Genomic DNA, 15,397 nt, shown 5'->3' on the forward strand with positions numbered 1-15,397 from the left:
AACTTTGAAACTATGTATGTGATCAAAGTAAAAGGAGTGGCAAAAATACCGGATTACGTACAACTACGTGACGAGAAATTTACCCTTCTTGCTTATTTTAGAATTGATAGACCGGATAAATCTTTAGAAAAGATAGGTTTAGGAGATAAAGCAGAATATATAATGAATATGGTAAAGGATTTGCCTTTTGGGCAGATTCTTAAATTAGATATCTAACAAAATGATTGGGAATACGGTAATACAACTTAATAATATTGATATTTTTCAGCAAAAGCACTTGGTACTTTCTGGTGTAAATCTGGAAGTTAAAAGAGGCGAATTTGTTTACCTTATTGGACAAACCGGTTCCGGAAAAAGTAGTTTGCTTAAGATTATTTATGGCGATTTACATATCGCTAACGGAGATGGACATGCCGTAGGTTTTGAACTAAAGAGCCTTAAAGAACAAGATGTGCCTTTTTTAAGAAGAAAACTGGGTATTGTTTTTCAAGATTTTCAGTTATTAACAGACCGTACCATAGAAGAAAATCTTCAATTTGTACTTAAAGCAACCGGTTGGAAAGACAAAAACTTAATTGCAGAAAGAATTAAGGATGTTTTAGAAAAAGTTGGTTTACGTAGTAAAATGAAGAAAATGCCACATGAAATTTCTGGTGGCGAGCAACAAAGGGTAGTTATTGCAAGAGCCTTGTTAAACGACCCCGAGTTGATTTTAGCAGATGAGCCAACCGGCAACCTAGACCCAGAAACATCAGAAGAAATTATGATATTATTGAGGCAAATTAGCCAGTCTGGAACTGCAGTTTTAATGGCTACCCATGATTATCACATTATTAGAACCTTCCCTTCAAGAATTATCAAATGTGAAAGCGGTAAAGTAGTTGAAGACGCTACCGTTTAAGCATTAGTAAATACCTAAAACAGCCAAAATGTAATTCTGCTAAAAACAGAACTGACAGCTTGACTGTTTTTTTGCATCTGGCAAAGTTTTGGTAATTCGGTAAAATATTAGAATTATAATATGTTTAAGAAAAAGAAGACTGTGGAAAATCAAGATACTAACAAAATGACAGACAATACACAAGAATCTCAGGCAGAGAAAGAAGTAAGAGAAGAAATTGAGCAAGTAAACGAGGCCAGACAAAACCAAGTTGAAGAAAATATTGAAAGCGAAGAAATCTCTGAAGTAGATAAGTTAAAAGATGAAGTAGCTTCTTTAAACGATAAATATATTAGACTTTATGCAGAGTTTGATAATTACAAACGCAGAACCACTAAAGAGCGTATAGACTTATTGCAAACTGCTGGTAAAGATGTAATTGTCTCTCTATTATCTGTTCTTGATGATTTTGAAAGAGCAGCTAAAGCTATGGAAACTGCGCAAGAAATAGAACCTGTTAAAGAAGGTGTTAATTTAGTGCATCACAAACTAAAATCTTTATTGGTGCAAAAAGGCTTAAAAGAAATGGAAGCTAAAGGTCAACCCTTTGATGCAGAAATACATGAAGCTATCACCAATATCCCTGCCCCTTCTGATGATTTAAAAGGAAAAGTGATTGATGAGGTAGAAAAAGGATATTATTTAAATGACAAAGTAATACGCTTCGCTAAAGTAGTAGTTGGAGCATAAGTTAAATTTTGAAGGATTGATTTTTAAGTGAATAAACACTTTTCAATAATTTAAAATCTATCATTCAATCATTCAACAAATAAATACATGAGTAAAAGAGATTATTACGATATACTTGGTGTTTCAAAAGGCGCATCTGCTGATGAGATAAAAAAAGCTTACAGAAAGTTGGCTATCAAATATCATCCAGATAAAAACCCTGATGATAAAGCGGCTGAAGATAAATTTAAAGAAGCGGCTGAAGCTTACGAAGTATTAAGTAATCCGGAGAAACGCCAGCGTTACGACCAATTTGGGCATGCAGGTGCGCAAGGAGGATTTGGCGGAGGCTATGGCGGTGGTGGTATGAATATGGAAGACATATTTAGCCAATTTGGAGATGTATTTGGTGGCGGTAGTCCTTTTGATAGTTTCTTTGGTGGCGGAGGGCAGTCTCGTGGCGGTAGAAGAGTACAACGTGGCAGTAACCTACGCATTAAAGTAAAACTCACCTTAGAAGAAATTGCTAATGGCGTAGAAAAGAAGGTTAAGGTTAATAAACAAGTTGTTTGTAATACTTGCGACGGAACTGGAGCTAAAGATAAAAGCTCTTTTAGTACTTGTAAAACTTGTGGTGGAAGTGGCGCTGTAAGAAGAGTTACCAATACCATTTTAGGGCAAATGCAAACAACCAGCACCTGCCCTACTTGTAATGGCGAGGGCTCTACCATTTCTTCTAAATGTAACACCTGCCATGGCGATGGTGTTACCAGAGGCGAAGAAACTATCAGCATCAATATACCAGCTGGTGTAAGTGAAGGTATGCAATTAAGCATGGGCGGCAAAGGTAATGCGGCCCCTCGTGGAGGTGTACCAGGAGATTTAATTATCTTGATTGAGGAAGTGCCCCATGAAACCTTAAAAAGAGAAGGCATCAATATTATTTACGATTTACATGTAAGCTTTGTAGATGCTGCCTTAGGTACAAGTGTAGAAATACCAACCATAGACGGTAAAGCAAGAATTAAATTAGAACCAGGTACACAAGGCGGAAAAATCCTCCGACTAAAAGGCAAAGGTATACCTGAAGTTAATTCTTACCACAAAGGAGACCAGTTGATACAAGTTAACATCTGGACACCAAAAAGCATAAACAATGAAGAAAGAGAGCTTTTAGAAAAATTAAGAGCTTCTGAAAATTTCAAACCAAATCCTGGAAAGAATGAGAAAAGTTTCTTCGACAGGATGAAAGAATACTTTGAGTAATATCAAAAAATCTAAAAAGCGAAATTTTAAAATTTCGCTTTTTTTATGAACTCAATTAAATAAATCAGATTTTAGAAATCGATTTAAATTAAAAATTAAGCACTTTTTTTCACTTTTGTATCTAAAATAATAGATGGCAGAAGCAACAATTTTTAATCAAAATTGTAACTTCATAAAATTAAAATAAAGAAACCACTCAAACTATGCTTAAACCTATTATTACTGTTATAAGTGCTGTTGCAATATCGGCTGCCTTATATCAAAACCAACCAGAAACAAAACCAGCTCTTACTCCGGTTAAATTACAGGAAAGTAAAAATTTTGGTCAAGCTGCTGCGCATTATAAAACCTATTGCGGTGGTTGCCATGGCGAGAATTTAAATACTTTTATTGATAGAAAATGGAAGTACGGAAACACAAGAGCAGACATTTTTAAAGCTATAAAAAATGGTTATCCTGATGGCGGTATGCCCTCTTTCTCAGCCGCTTTTAAAGATAACGAAATCTATAATTTAGCCGACTACATTTTAGACAGACTTAAAAACGCTGATAAATATGCGGTATCGGCTAAGCCAAAATCTAATGTTTTTAAAACAGAGAAGCTTAGCATTAGGTTAGACACAATTTATGCTGGCGGACAGTCGCCATGGTCTATTGCATTTTTACCGGGTGGAGATTTATTGGTTACTTACAAAGAAGCTAGCTTAAAAAGAATCTCTAAGGATAAAAAGCTACTGAAATTTCAGGTTTACCAGAAATTTTATCAGAAGGACAAGGTGGTTTAATGGATCTTTTATTACATCCAGAATTTGAGAAAAACCAAACACTTTATTTGTCTTATAATAAATTCAAGAAAGTTGACGGTAAAACGGTTTCTACCACCGCTATTATGATGGCTAAATTAAGTGGAAACCAGCTTACAGAACAAAAAGATATTTTTGTTGCAGAGCCTTACCAATCAACAAGAAGACATTATGGTGCAAAAATGATATTTGCTAAAGACGGTTATCTTTATTTCTCTGTTGGAGAGCGTGGCGACCATGAAAAAAATCCTCAAAGTTTAGATAACAACAGTTTAGGTAAAATACATCGCATACATGCTGATGGTTCAATCCCTAAAGACAATCCTTTTTTGAGTGATAAAAAAGTAGTTCCATCAACTTACTCTTACGGACATAGAAACCCTCAAGGCTTAGCTGTGAACCCTAAAAATGGCGAGATTATATCTCATGAACATGGCCCACGTGGAGGCGATGAGCTAAATCTAATTTTACCTAAAAAGAATTACGGCTGGCCTGTAATATCTTATGGTATCAATTATAATGGTACTATTCTTACCAACAGAACAGCTAAAGAAGGTATGGAACAACCCTTACATTACTGGGTGCCTTCTATCGCCCCAAGCGGATTAGCATTTGCAAATGGTAATATTTATAAAGGTTGGGATAATAATGTGATGATAGGCTCTCTAAAATATTCTTATTTAAACCGCTGCGAACTTGTAAATAATAAAGTAGTTAAAGAAGAATTACTTTTTCAAAACATTGGCAGGGTTAGAGACGTAAGAACAAGTCCGGATGGTTATTTATATATAACAGTTGAAAATCCGGGGATTATTTATAAACTTGTTCCAGTCAACTAAAACATATACTCCATGTTAAGCATCAGAAATATTGTTAAGGAATATACAAAGCACCGAGCCCTAGACGATGTAAGTTTAGAAATCGAAAAAGGTAAAATATTTGGCTTACTAGGTCCAAATGGCGCTGGTAAAACTTCATTGATTAGAATTATTAACCAAATTACAGCGCCTGATAGTGGCGAGGTTTATTTTAATGGTGAAAAGCTAAATCCAGAACATATTAATAAAATTGGCTACTTACCAGAAGAAAGAGGCCTTTATAAAAAATGGAAATTGGTGAACAGATGCTTTACTTAGCCCGTCTTAAGGGATTAAGTAAGGCTGATGCCATAAAAAGAATAAAATTCTGGTTCGAAAAAATGGAGATGCAAACCTGGTGGAAGAAAAAAGTTGAAGATCTTTCTAAAGGAATGCAACAAAAAGTGCAGTTTGTAGCTACCGTACTTCACGATCCAGAATTAATCATTCTGGATGAACCTTTCTCGGGTTTTGACCCAGTTAATGCAGAAATCATAAAAGATGAAATTCTAGAGCTTAATAAAAAAGGAACTACCATCATATTCTCTACCCATAGGATGGAATCTGTGGAGCAACTATGTCATCATATTGCACTTATTCATAAATCTCATAAAATATTAGACGGCAGCATTAAAGACATTAAAAATGCTTACCGTAACGAAACTTATAAAATACAATACGAGGGTAGTTTAAATCTTTCTCAACCTAGTAATTTCGAAGTTATTCAAGAAGCTGTTCAAGATGAAACGCAAGAAATTACCATCAAATTAAACCTAGGAATTAAAACTAACGATGTATTATTAGAACTTATACCACAGGTTCAAATCAAGCATATGGAAGAAGTTATTCCTAGCATCAATGAAATTTTTATACAAAAAGTTACTGCATTAAACTAAGCCTTCATGAAAAAAGTTTTTCTAATTATCGAAAGAGAATACCTCAGCAGGGTAAAAAAGAAATCGTTCTTAATCCTTACTTTCTTAGTTCCTTCTTTATTTATTGCGATGTATGCAGCCGTATTCTTCATTTATAAAAGTGAAGGAGAAAGCAAAAAAAAGTTTTTAGTTTTAGATGAAAGTGGAATCTTTAAAAACGAATTTAAAAATTCTGAAACCACAACTTTCAAGTATACAGATGGAGATTATGCTGCCAACAAGAGTAAAATCAAAAACGAAAAGGATTTATTGTTACTCTACATTCCAAAAGACTACGCTTCTTCAAATGATATAGAAATTTTATCGGCAAAAAAACCCGGACTTAGTTTACTTAATGATGTTGAAAAACAAATGGAAAACATCATCCAAAACAAAAAGCTTATAGCTGCCGGTATAGATACAGCTGTTCTTAAAAGTTCTAAAACTCAAATAAATATTAATGCAAAGCAGCTAACAGATGAAGGAGAAAAAGACTCTAATATAGGCGCAACTTATGTAGTGGGTTTTATATCCTCTTTTCTGATTTATCTTTCTCTTTTCATTTACGGAGCACAGGTTATGCGTGGTGTAATAGAAGAGAAAACCAACAGAATTGTTGAAGTTATCGTTTCTTCCGTAAAGCCTTTCCAGCTGATGCTAGGTAAAATACTAGGTATTGGCGCAGTTGGTTTAACGCAATTTTTGTTATGGATTATCTTATCAAGTACGATATCTATAGCTGCCGGTAAATTTTTGGCACCAGACCAAAAAGCTGTTACAACAGAAAAAGTTGATACTAAAGCCAGTGCTGCTAATGTAAATCCTATTAAAACACAAGAAAGTCCGGCTATAAAATTCATCAATGCTGCAAGCACTATTAACTTCACTTATATCATAGGTTCTTTCTTATTTTATTTTATTGGAGGATACTTAATTTATAGCGCTTTATTTGCCGCCGTTGGCTCTGCTGTAGATAATGAAACCGAAACGCAGCAGTTTATGTTTCCTATAACCTTACCGCTTATTTTTACTTTTATTGTTGGGATGAATGTGATTATCAATAATCCTGATGGACCTTTAGCATTTTGGCTGTCTATTATACCACTAACCTCCCCTATTGCTATGATGATTAGAATTCCGTTTGGTGTACCAGCCTGGGAACTCATTTTATCAATTGTTTTATTAATAGCAGGTTTCGTTTTCACCACTTGGATAGCATCTAGAATATACAGAGTAGGTATTTTAATGTATGGCAAAAAAGTTACTTATAAAGAACTAGCAAAATGGTTTTTCTACAAAGAATGATCATTTTCAGTAATTCTTGACTTAATCTTATACAAAAATGCTTTCTGCTGCTATAGATATTGGTACAAACACTTTTCATCTGCTTATTGGCGAAATAGAGGCTGGCAAAATAAAAGTTATTTACACTAAAACTATTGCAGTTAAACTAGGTGAAGGTGGGATTAATAAAAGAGAAATTATGCCTGCTGCTTACCAGCGAGGTTTAAAAGCCTTAGCCTATTTTGCAGAAGTACTAAAGGAATATGAAATTACACAGGTAAAAGCCACCGCAACTGCGGCTGTAAGAGACGCTTCAAACGGATTAAATTTCATAAACGACGTTTATGAGCTGTGTAAAATCCAAATTGAAATCATAAACGGTCATCAAGAAGCTTTATTCATTTATGAAGGCGCTAGAGCATCTGGAGCTATTGTAAATGAAAAATGCCTAGTTATGGATATTGGTGGCGGCAGTGTAGAGTTTATATTGTGTAACCAGCAAAAAGTTTTCTGGAAAAACAGTTACCGTATTGGCGCAGCTAGGTTATTGGCAGATTTCTACCATCATGATCCTTTAGAAGAAAAAGACATCAACAACATCAATAATCACTTCATAAACAAATTAAAAGATTTAGAAGAGGCTTGTAAAGAACATCAACCTACAAAACTTATAGGTACCGCTGGTGCGTTTGACTCTTACCGAGAAATATTTACAGCCAGAGGTTTTATTAAACCTCATGATGATGTTTGGATAAGCTTAGAAAACCAGAAACTAGCTGATTTAATTGATGAGATTATAGCATCAAACCACAATCAAAGATCTCAAATAGAAGGTCTTATTCCTTTACGTGTAGATATGATTTTAATGGCTTCTATGATTGTTAAATACGTAATCAAAGAACTACAAATAGAGAAAATTATAGCTTGCGAATATGCCCTTAAAGAAGGTTTATTAACGCAACAAGCTCATTAATCTTTATGCGTAAAAGCCTGGATATTTTTTCGGATTAGAATCTTGCATCATTTGGTAAATCTTCTCTATAATATCATCTAAACTAGGTTTACCAAAATAATCACCATCAGAACCATAAGATGTACGATGCTCTGCTGCTGATAAGGTTTGTGGCTGCATATCTAATAAATAATAACCTTTTTGTCTCTCTAAAATATCTCTTAAGATATACGCAGTTCCTCCTCCCGGTACATCTTCATCAACAACTAATAACTTATTGGTTTTTTCTAGAGATTTAGCACAATCCATAGCAATATCAAAAGGCATTAAAGTTTGTGCATCAATAACTTCTACATCAATACCATAATTTAATAACTCTTCTGCTGCTTCCATCACCAATTTTAAGGTAGAGCCGTAGGAAACAACCGTCATATCTTTCCCTTTCTTTAAAACCTCTACCTCTCCTAGTGCTATGGTAAACTCACCTACATTATCAGGCAACTTCTCTTTTAAACGATAACCATTTAAACATTCTATAACTAAAGCGGGTTCATCACCTTTAAATAAGGTATTATACATGCCTGCCGCTTGTGTCATATTACGAGGTACACAGAAATGAATTCCTTTTAAAGAGTTCAAAATCATCCCTATTGGAGAGCCTGCATGCCAGATACCTTCTAAACGATGCCCTCTTGTACGTATAATTAGCGGAGCAATCTGGCCGGCCTTTGTTCTATAACTTAAACTAGCTAAATCATCACTTAAAATATTCAAGGCAAAAATCAGATAATCCAAGTATTGTATTTCAGCAATGGGTCTAAAACCTCTTAACGCCAAACCTATACCCTGCCCAATAATGGTCATTTCTCTAATACCTGTATCAGCAATTCTTAGCTCTCCATATTTTGCCTGCAAACCAGCAAAACCTTGATTAACATCACCTATTCTTCCTAAATCTTCACCAAAAGCAACTAGCAAAGGATTTTTATCAAAATTATAATCAAAACAAGCGTTTAAAACATCTTTACCATCTACCACTTTTGTTTGGTCTGAGTAAACTGCCTCAACAGATTTAACTTTTAGTGGAGATAATGGTGTTTGCGAAAATAATTTTGAGTTATATCTTTCTTGATTAAATGCTACTTGAGATACCAGCCAATGTGCTAATTCTTCTTTTGAGGAAGATTTTAAATTTCTAGCTAAACGTAATGCCTTTTTACCTGCCGATAGAATTTCTTTTCTTAAAGGATCTATTTCTGAACGTAGTTTTTGTGCTACTTCTTCAACCAAAGGTTCTTCCAAAGCCAGTTTATCTATCAAACCTAAAGCTACTTCCTTCTCTTGGTTAATGTCTGCCATTACATTATTCCAAGCTTGTTTTAAAAGATTTTTAACTTCAATTTTAATAGAACTTTCTAAATTATCTAACTCCTCTTCTGTAGAAATAGCAGAAGAAATCATCCATTTACGCATTTGCGCAATACAATCAAACTCCTTTTCCCACTCTAAACGCTCTTTAGACTTATAACGCTCATGAGAACCAGAAGTAGAATGCCCAAGAGGTTGTGTTAATTCTGTAACATGAATAAGAACCGGTACATGCTCTTCTCTACAAACTTGTATGGCTCTTTCATAAGTTTCGCAAAGCGCAACATAATCCCAGCCTTTTACTTTAAAAATTTCAAATCCCGGTTTTTCATCATCTCGCTGAAAACCTTTTAATATTTCAGAAATATCTTCTTTTGTGGTTTGATATTTTGCAGGGACAGAAATACCATAAGCATCGTCCCAAACAGATATTGCCATCGGAATTTGTAAAACTCCAGCTGCGTTTATAGCTTCAAAAAACACGCCCTCAGACGTTGATGCATTTCCTATTGTCCCAAATGCTACCTCATTACCATTGATAGAAAAATGTTCAAAATCTTTTAATTCTGGATTTTTGCGGTATAATTTAGAAGCATAAGCTAAACCTACCAATCTGGCCATTTGTGCTGCCGTAGGTGAAATATCAGAAGAGCTATTTTTCATAGCGGTTTGACTTTTCCAGCTACCATCATCATTTACAAACCTGGTTGCAAAGTGCGAATTCATTTGCCTTCCGGCTGATGCTGGTTCTTTTTCTATATCAGTATGAGAATAAAGTTGAGCGAAGAGCTCCAAGATATTACTCATGCCTGATGCAAACATAAAAGTTTGGTCTCTATAATAGCCAGAACGCCAATCTCCAGCCCTAAAAGCCTTTGCCATTGCCAGTTGAGCCACTTCTTTCCCATCTCCAAATATCCCAAATTTGGCCTTTCCTGTTAATACCTCTCTGCGGCCCAGAATACTGGCTTGCCTGCTCTCGTATGCGATCTTATAATCATTGATTACCAATGATTTAAAGTCATCAAAACTAAGTTCAGAAGTATCAAAAGGATTAGTCATTTTGTATTGTGCCTCTCTCATATCAACCGGTTTGTAAGATTTCAAAAATATGAAAATATCATTTGTATGAAGAATTTTAAAGCTTATTTCAGTAAAATGTTTGGAACAAAATTTGAGTTTATTACATTTGGATAAATTTTCGAAAAAATGAAAAAGATTTTAATCATTATGGCAGTGCTTGTGGGCTTCATAGGTTTTACTGCTATGCAAGACAATAAAGCTGAATTTAAATTTGTAGAAGAAACACATGATTTTGGTAAAATCCCTCAAGGAAAACCCGTTTCATTTACTTTCAAATACACCAATACAGGCAACGAGCCTTTAATTATTTCTGATATTGCTTCATCTTGTGGATGTACAGTTCCTGAAGTTTTACCTAAAGCTGGTACTCCAATTAAAAAAGGTGAATCAGGCTCTATTACCATTACTTACAATGCAGCGGTTGCAGCCCCTTTTAACAAATCTGTTACCATTACATCAAATTCAAAAACACCTAAAAAGATGTTATACATCAAAGGTGAGGTTCAAGCCGCCAAGTAATTTTTAAACATATTAAATTCAGGAAAAGCCTTCTCTGTAATTTCAGGAAAGGCTTTTCTTTGTTAAAAAGATTAAACCATAAACCCTAAACAAACAACCACTAATTTTGTGGATTATGCCTAAAATTTCCAATAAAGGACAACAAATGCCAGCTTCACCGATCAGGAAGCTAACCCCTTTTGCTGAGAGAGCAAAATCTGAAGGTAAAAAAGTATATCACCTCAATATTGGTCAACCTGATATTGAAACGCCAGCCGTAATGCTGGATGCTATTAAAAATATAGACTTTAAAGTTTGGGCCTATACCGCCTCTGAGGGTACTGTGTCTTACAGAGACGCCTTAACAGATTATTATAATAAATTAGGCTATAACATTAGTCCAGAAGATATTTTAGTAACTACTGGTGGTTCTGAAGCCATTATCATAAGTTTAATGACTTGTTTAAACCAAGGTGAGGAGGTTATCATTCCTGAACCTTTTTATGCAAACTATAATGCTTATGCCTGCCAGAGTGACAGTGTAATAAAACCCATCTTGTCTGTTATTGATAATAGTTTTGCCTTACCGCCTATTGCCGAGTTTGAAAAAGCTATAACTTCTAAAACCAGAGCTATTATGATTTGTAATCCTAATAACCCTACTGGCTATTTATACTCTAAGCAAGAATTTGAGGATTTAAAGACCTTAGCTTTAAAGCATGATTTATTTATTATAGCAGATGAAGCTTATCGCGAGTTTTGCTATGATGATAAACAATTTTTCTCTCCAATGCATTTTGAAGGAATAGAAAATAATGTCATCATCATAGATACAGTTTCAAAACGTTATAGTGCTTGTGGAGCTAGATTGGGCTGCATGATTACTAAAAACAAAGAAGTGATTGCTACAGCGCTTAAATTTGCACAAGCAAGACTAAGCCCAGGCATGGTAGAACAAATTGCTGGTACAGCTGCAACTATTTACACTCCTGATAGTTATTTTACAGAGGTAAACCATGAATATGCAGAACGTAGAGATATTTTAGTGAATGCTTTAAACCAAATGGAAGGGGTATTTTGTCCTAACCCAGGAGGTGCTTTTTATGTAGTTGCCCGCTTCCCTATTGACAATGCTGATAAGTTTTGCCAATGGATGTTAGAAGAGTTTTCTTACGATAATCAAACGGTGATGCTAGCTCCTGCATCAGGATTTTATGCTACACCAGGCGTAGGAGAAAATGAGCTTAGATTGGCCTATGTATTAAACAAACCTGATTTAAAAAAGGCGATGATTTGCTTAGAAGAAGCACTAAAAGTTTACCCTGGCAGAATTGTTACTGTACAAAATGAGATAATACACACAAATTGATACTTTAAAATTGGTACTTTTGTTGCTCTTAGTTGCAATACTACTTTCAACTAAAGAATTGGGGTCGACCGGAATTGACAGGATGGAAGATCAGTGTGTAAGCATGCAGCGAATTGAGAAAACATCGCTATAATCAGGATTCTCAAACTATAAAAGGCGAAAATAACTACGCTCTTGCTGCTTAATCTTAACCGAGTTAAGATTGCCTTTGTTACACTTTAGAAGTGTAAGCGAGATGTTTCCCAAGAGCCCGGTCTGGCGGCACTTGATATGGAAGCACTGAAAAGCTAGAATAAGGATAAAAGCGCTTCGATTTTGTCTCGAAAACCCTAGAAGCTAAGGATTAAGCCGGATGTTTGTGTCCACCTTGGTCTCTACAATTAAGCACAAAATAAGCATGTAGAAAGCGCAACTCATCCCATGTTTGGACGAGGGTTCGAATCCCTCCGACTCCACTTTTCAAAACAAAACCTTGTAAATCAATATTTTACAAGGTTTTGTTTTATTTTCTAAAAAACTATAAACATCTAACCTAAGCCCATTTATTGATATAAAAAGAATTCTTTCAACCTGTTTGTCTTCGTTAGGTTGTGATAAAATATCATCAATAATAGACTTTTGCTCTGTTTTAGTCAATGATTTAAATTTATCAAATACCAACGCATCTTGAAAACTTAAAACTATTTGATCATCATCAGCTAACTTCTCAACAACATCTAAATAAAGAGTTACTTTCACCTTATCTCCTCCTGTTTTATTTATAGCTTTCCTAATTTCATCGTTAATAGCCAATAGTTTATCTGATTTTTTTCGAGGTGATAAATTTTTAGAGCTAATACTAAAACCATCAATATTGCCAGAAACTTTTAAAGAACCCCATTTCCCTTTCATATTAGCTGTATTCGGAATTACCAAATGATAGGTCCAAGCACCTTTACCAGGTTCATATTGTAATATTAAATCTTCTTCTTTAATAAGATAATCCATTTCATTGTTAATTCTTAGCAGAACTCTTAAAAGTGATTTATGTTTTAAACCCCTATATAATTCATCTTTAAAAAGCTTATAAACAACAAAACGGAATCTTTTAACAAGAATTCCGTTTCGTAAACCAACCCAAAATCAATTTTGGAAAACGCTTTTAGTTTATCAAGAACTACTTAAGCTAACCACGTTATACCTACTTCTACGTTATGTTAATAAAAAGGTTCTGTAATGGTCAATTAAAATTCTTAGTTGATAATGTTTTGTTTAAGTTTGTTTTTCTTAACATCTTTAACAGTTAAACAAACTTAAAATTTGTTGCTAAGGCTGCATATCATGAAAAACAAGAAAATAATTTTAACAACTATCGCAGTTTGTATTATTATAATAGCTTATAATCTTTTTACCCTTTTTAAATCTTATAATAAAATAAGCGATAAATATGATTCTGTTCAAAGTAAGTATGACTTTGCTATAAGTTCTCATTCTCTATTAGAAAACATAAAAGATGCCGAATCTGCCAAGAGAGGCTACCTTTTAACTGGCAATAAAGCTTATTTAGAAAATTATTATAAAGCTAGTTTTAGGATAAATTTTGAGAAAGAAAGGTTTAAGAAAATACTCGCTTATAAAGAATTAAAGAAAAGTGAACAAGATCAAATTAATGAATTACTAAACCTTATTGATTTAAAAAGCGAGCAGCTAAGAAAAGTCATCGATTTAAAAAATAAAGATAAAAGCGAGGAGGCTATCGCCTTACTAAAATCTTATAACGCAACCAATTTATTTGATAGCTTAGAGAATAGCATCAAGAAAATTAATAGCCAAAAAAAATATCAGGAAATTAAAGACAAGCAAATTATTAATGATACCCGTGAAATAACGAAATTTAAATTAGCCATAGGTCATCTCATCATGCTAGTTTTATTAATTATTATGGGTTTAATGATATCAGAAAGCAAAAGCTAAGCGTCTTTCTCTTTTTTAAAAAAATCATCAATAAAATTAACAAAAAACAGTTCTTTAGAAGCCCTAGTACAAGCTGTATAAAGCCATCTTAATAACTCGGTATTTAACAACTCTGGGGTTAAGTATCCTTGATCTACAAATACAGCTGGCCACTGCCCACCCTGCGCTTTATGGCAAGTTACAGCATACGCAAACTTAATTTGTAAAGCGTTATAGTAAGGGTTAATTTTTAACTCTTCCATCCTTACACGCTTATTGGTAATGTGCTCATAATCTTTCATCACCTCATTAAAAAATATCTTTTGATTTTCGTAAGATAAATTTGGGCTTTCTGCATACAAAGTATCCAATAAAACCTTGCATTCTATTTGGTAGCCTTCCTCGGTACTATCTAAAATTTCTAGTTGTACATCGGCAAACCTAAAACCATACATATCGTGGATATTTTTTACTCGAGAGATTTTTGCAATATCTCCGTTTGCAATAAAGCCTCCTTTATCCTCGGGCATCCAGAAATAATTATTCTTAACAATCATCACTAAATCTCCGCCAGTTATCTCATCCTCACGCCAAAGTATCTGATTTCTAATATGCTGATTGTACATATTAGCGTTCTTATTAGATCTACAAACCACTAAACAATTTTCTACACCATATTTATCATAAGCATAGTTTAAACCTTCAATAATTTTATCTCCTGTCATTTTATAAACATCCTTATAACCAGATGTTATTAATGATGGAAAACTAGCTTCTTCATTTCTAATTTGGTTTCTAATACGCGTAGCATTAAATAATATACCAGATTTCTGAGCCTGACGTACCACATCTGTAAGTTCTACACCCATCATTTCAAGAGAAAATCCACTTAAATAATCAGCAGATAAAGCCGGGCTTTCTAAAGAGTTTACAGGCGGCAATTGTGCTGTATCACCAATAAAAATCAACTTATTGCCTTTATCATTATAAACGTAAGCGATTAAATCCTCAAGTAAACTACTTCCACTAAAATCACTTTTATCATCGCTAATCATAGAGGCTTCATCTACAATAAAAAAAGTGTCCTTATGCAGGTTTGGAGAAAGGCTAAACATTAAATCCGGACTTCCTGCAGTACGCTTACGATATATTTTACGATGTATAGTAGATGCCTGTAATCCTGAATAATGAGTTAAAACCTTGGCAGCTCTTCCTGTTGGAGCAAGTAAAACAACTTGCTTTTTTTGCATCCTTAAAACATTAACAAAAGCGCTTATCACAGTAGTTTTACCCGTTCCGGCATATCCTTTAATTAAAAAGGCCGCATCAGGGCTATCTGTAGCAACAAAATCTTCCAAAAGTTTAAATAAAGCAAGCTGTTGCTCGTTTGGTTCGTGTGGAAATTTCTGACGGAGTGATTGCGCTATCAACATGTTCTTCAAATTTGATAAAAATTTTGAAC

Annotated in this window: 16 protein-coding genes and 1 other RNA gene; 14 read left to right on the top strand and 3 right to left on the bottom strand. The window is 34.2% G+C overall.

The window, feature by feature from the left end; all coding sequences use genetic code 11:
* The first annotated feature begins 12 nt into the window (after positions 1 to 12).
* The 10 genes from FYC62_RS07050 to FYC62_RS07085 all read left to right on the top strand — a co-directional run bounded on the left by FYC62_RS07050 (position 13) and on the right by FYC62_RS07085 (position 7,706).
* Positions 13 to 216: a hypothetical protein gene (locus tag FYC62_RS07050; RefSeq protein ID WP_026902478.1), complete on the top strand. Its 204-nt coding sequence runs from the start codon at positions 13 to 15 to the stop codon at positions 214 to 216.
* A 4-nt stretch (positions 217 to 220) separates the two neighbouring features.
* A complete protein-coding gene (locus tag FYC62_RS07055) occupies positions 221 to 901 on the top strand; it encodes a cell division ATP-binding protein FtsE (RefSeq protein WP_039448511.1) in 681 nt (226 codons plus the stop codon).
* Between the two features lie 165 nt (positions 902 to 1,066).
* On the top strand, positions 1,067 to 1,630 hold the full coding sequence (locus FYC62_RS07060) for a nucleotide exchange factor GrpE (protein WP_240534850.1): 564 nt from the start codon (positions 1,067 to 1,069) through the stop codon (positions 1,628 to 1,630).
* 87 nt (positions 1,631 to 1,717) lie between these two features.
* A complete protein-coding gene (dnaJ, locus tag FYC62_RS07065; protein ID WP_149074453.1) occupies positions 1,718 to 2,875 on the top strand; it encodes a molecular chaperone DnaJ in 1,158 nt (385 codons plus the stop codon).
* 203 nt (positions 2,876 to 3,078) lie between these two features.
* On the top strand, positions 3,079 to 3,660 hold the full coding sequence (locus FYC62_RS17310; RefSeq protein ID WP_205943819.1) for a c-type cytochrome: 582 nt from the start codon (positions 3,079 to 3,081) through the stop codon (positions 3,658 to 3,660).
* Positions 3,660 to 4,517 (top strand): PQQ-dependent sugar dehydrogenase, encoded by an 858-nt coding sequence (locus FYC62_RS17315; RefSeq protein ID WP_240534851.1) that lies wholly within the window; start codon positions 3,660 to 3,662, stop codon positions 4,515 to 4,517. Before FYC62_RS17310 ends, FYC62_RS17315 begins: the two co-directional genes overlap by 1 nt.
* A 12-nt stretch (positions 4,518 to 4,529) precedes the next feature.
* Positions 4,530 to 4,814, top strand: a complete 285-nt coding sequence (locus tag FYC62_RS17780) for an ATP-binding cassette domain-containing protein (RefSeq protein WP_262713580.1) — start codon at positions 4,530 to 4,532, stop codon at positions 4,812 to 4,814.
* A complete protein-coding gene (locus tag FYC62_RS17785) occupies positions 4,784 to 5,431 on the top strand; it encodes an ABC transporter ATP-binding protein (protein ID WP_262713581.1) in 648 nt (215 codons plus the stop codon). The genes FYC62_RS17780 and FYC62_RS17785 overlap by 31 nt, the downstream gene beginning before the upstream one ends.
* Positions 5,432 to 5,437: 6 nt before the next feature.
* Positions 5,438 to 6,754, top strand: a complete 1,317-nt coding sequence (locus FYC62_RS07080; RefSeq protein WP_149074454.1) for an ABC transporter permease — start codon at positions 5,438 to 5,440, stop codon at positions 6,752 to 6,754.
* Between the two features lie 37 nt (positions 6,755 to 6,791).
* The gene (locus tag FYC62_RS07085; protein ID WP_149074455.1) at positions 6,792 to 7,706 is read left to right on the top strand and encodes a Ppx/GppA phosphatase family protein; all 915 of its coding nucleotides are present in this window, start codon (positions 6,792 to 6,794) and stop codon (positions 7,704 to 7,706) included.
* A 3-nt stretch (positions 7,707 to 7,709) separates the two neighbouring features.
* Here the strand turns inward: FYC62_RS07085 and FYC62_RS07090 are convergent, their stop codons facing one another.
* On the bottom strand, positions 7,710 to 10,136 hold the full coding sequence (locus tag FYC62_RS07090; RefSeq protein ID WP_149074456.1) for an alpha-ketoacid dehydrogenase subunit alpha/beta: 2,427 nt from the start codon (positions 10,134 to 10,136) through the stop codon (positions 7,710 to 7,712).
* 126 nt (positions 10,137 to 10,262) lie between these two features.
* Here FYC62_RS07090 and FYC62_RS07095 point away from each other — a divergent pair, with 126 nt between their 5' ends.
* The 3 genes from FYC62_RS07095 (at position 10,263) to ssrA (ending at position 12,461) form a co-directional block, all read left to right on the top strand.
* Positions 10,263 to 10,655, top strand: a complete 393-nt coding sequence (locus tag FYC62_RS07095) for a DUF1573 domain-containing protein (protein WP_039448474.1) — start codon at positions 10,263 to 10,265, stop codon at positions 10,653 to 10,655.
* Positions 10,656 to 10,770: 115 nt separating this feature from the next.
* A complete protein-coding gene (locus FYC62_RS07100) occupies positions 10,771 to 12,003 on the top strand; it encodes a pyridoxal phosphate-dependent aminotransferase (RefSeq protein ID WP_149074457.1) in 1,233 nt (410 codons plus the stop codon).
* 60 nt (positions 12,004 to 12,063) lie between these two features.
* Positions 12,064 to 12,461: a transfer-messenger RNA gene (gene ssrA, locus FYC62_RS07105) on the top strand.
* A 1-nt stretch (position 12,462) separates the two neighbouring features.
* On the opposite strand, the gene FYC62_RS07110 is transcribed toward ssrA, so the two are convergent.
* A complete protein-coding gene (locus FYC62_RS07110) occupies positions 12,463 to 12,990 on the bottom strand; it encodes a DUF1905 domain-containing protein (RefSeq protein WP_149074458.1) in 528 nt (175 codons plus the stop codon).
* Positions 12,991 to 13,323: 333 nt separating this feature from the next.
* Between FYC62_RS07110 and FYC62_RS07115 the strand changes: the two genes are divergently transcribed.
* Positions 13,324 to 13,956 carry a CHASE3 domain-containing protein gene (locus FYC62_RS07115; protein ID WP_149074459.1) on the top strand — a complete coding sequence of 211 codons (633 nt, stop codon included), beginning with the start codon at positions 13,324 to 13,326 and terminating at the stop codon, positions 13,954 to 13,956.
* On the opposite strand, the gene FYC62_RS07120 is transcribed toward FYC62_RS07115, so the two are convergent.
* Entirely contained in the window at positions 13,953 to 15,368 is a 1,416-nt protein-coding gene (locus FYC62_RS07120; RefSeq protein ID WP_149075872.1) for an ATP-dependent DNA helicase, read from the bottom strand. The two genes, FYC62_RS07115 and FYC62_RS07120, sit on opposite strands and share 4 nt — an antisense overlap.
* Positions 15,369 to 15,397: the final 29 nt, after the last annotated feature.

Origin of the sequence: Pedobacter aquae (assembly GCF_008195825.1) — a bacterium.
Lineage (GTDB): Bacteria > Bacteroidota > Bacteroidia > Sphingobacteriales > Sphingobacteriaceae > Pseudopedobacter > Pseudopedobacter aquae.